This window comes from Oleiphilus sp. HI0066 (genome assembly GCF_001635725.1).
This window is the reverse complement of record NZ_LWFH01001838.1, coordinates 1-1007: the sequence shown is the minus strand read 5'-3', so window position 1 is coordinate 1007 and position 1007 is coordinate 1. Positions and strand designations below refer to the sequence as shown.

Genomic DNA, 1007 nt, shown 5'->3' with positions numbered 1-1007 from the left:
CCGACGAGGCGCATATAGTAATGATTCTAAAAAAAATAACAAGCCAAATTTACGGTTTTTTTTACGATTCTAAAAAAATCTTTAACTTGTTATTTTTCAATTAGTTAGCGCGATATTGTATAGCTTTTAGCAAGTTTCGCAGCTGTACTATTTGGAAATTTTTCCTGAACCATTTTCAGGTATCGCTCGGCTTCGGCAGGTTGCTGAAGACGATCATATGTAACACCTAACTTGTACGTCGCATCGGACAACTTACGATGCCCCGGGAACGTTTTCACGACGATACTAAAGGCCTGCTTTGCTTGCTCAAGCTGAGGCAACACAAGGTAAACTTCTCCGAGCCAATAAAAAGCATTGCCAGTCAAATCTCCATCAGGGTACTTCTCAACGAAGGCATGCAATGCATCGACCGCAGCAGGAAAATCCTTTTTAGTCACATAAGCATAAGCGTTTTGATAATCTAACTTCTGCTGATCCTGATCAACAGACGGAGCAGACTCTGCTGGAGCAGCGGCACTCTTCACATCAGCCTGAACGACAACCGGCACAACCGCCGCGCCTTGAACGCTTGATATATTTGGCGAAGCTGTCACAAGCTCTGGTTTTTGAACGACGCTAACCGACTCAGCGCGCGCTTTTGCCATTTCCTGAAGCCGAGAATCTAGATCCTTATAACGATCAAGAGATTGACGCTTCAGCTGGCGAATCTCAAATGCCTGCTCTTCAACAACACCTCTGAGCGACATCACCTCTTGCTTCAACTCTTCGACAATAAAGAACAATTCAGAATTGATATTTGAAGTTTGCCCAACCGCAGGAGCGACTGGCGCAGATGGAGTAGACGCTTGAACTTGCGAGCCAGACTCTTGCTCATACACAGGCTCGGAGGCACTATTATCTTTCGATTGAAAGATAAGTGTCTTAGCTGAAACACTTGCAGATAACGCAAAACAAAGGGATACAAAAAAGGACTTCGTAAGAAGCCCTTTTCTATGTTTTGAATACTT

General features: G+C 44.0%; 1 protein-coding gene. It reads right to left on the bottom strand.

Annotated features, from left to right (window positions below):
* Positions 1-104 precede the first annotated feature (104 nt).
* On the bottom strand, positions 105-1007 hold a 903-nt coding region (ybgF, locus tag A3738_RS28530; protein ID WP_082890175.1), incomplete at its 5' end, for a tol-pal system protein YbgF.